Raw genomic sequence first — 325 nt, forward strand, 5'->3', positions numbered from 1 at the left:
GAGGGCGCGATGCGGGTCGGCGGAGGCCCGATCGAGGCCGTGCTCCCGCGTGAACACGGTGGTCACGGGGTCGAGGGCACTGTGTGCGAGTCGGGCCCCCGTCGAGCCGGCGAGCTCGTCGAGGTTGCCGGCGAGCTGCGTCAGGTACGGCACGACCATGCCGCCCAGCCCCTCCTGCCCGGAGATGCGGACGGCCGTGAGCAGCCCGATCATGTCCGCGGGCAGGCTGATGAGGTGCTTCGGGAACATGACCACCATGGTGCGGAAGTCCTGAACGAAGACGAGGGAGTACGGCCGATCGGTGTCGTAGACGGCGAGGTCTCCC

The 325-nt window shown here is 69.8% G+C and carries 1 pseudogene; it reads right to left on the reverse strand.

The annotated features are described in order from the left end of the window. A pseudogene (locus KVS71_RS17190) lies at positions 1-325 on the reverse strand (AraC family transcriptional regulator); the annotation flags it as partial.

It is taken from the genome of Microbacterium sp. GbtcB4, from assembly GCF_019091465.1.
Lineage (GTDB): Bacteria > Actinomycetota > Actinomycetes > Actinomycetales > Microbacteriaceae > Microbacterium > Microbacterium paraoxydans.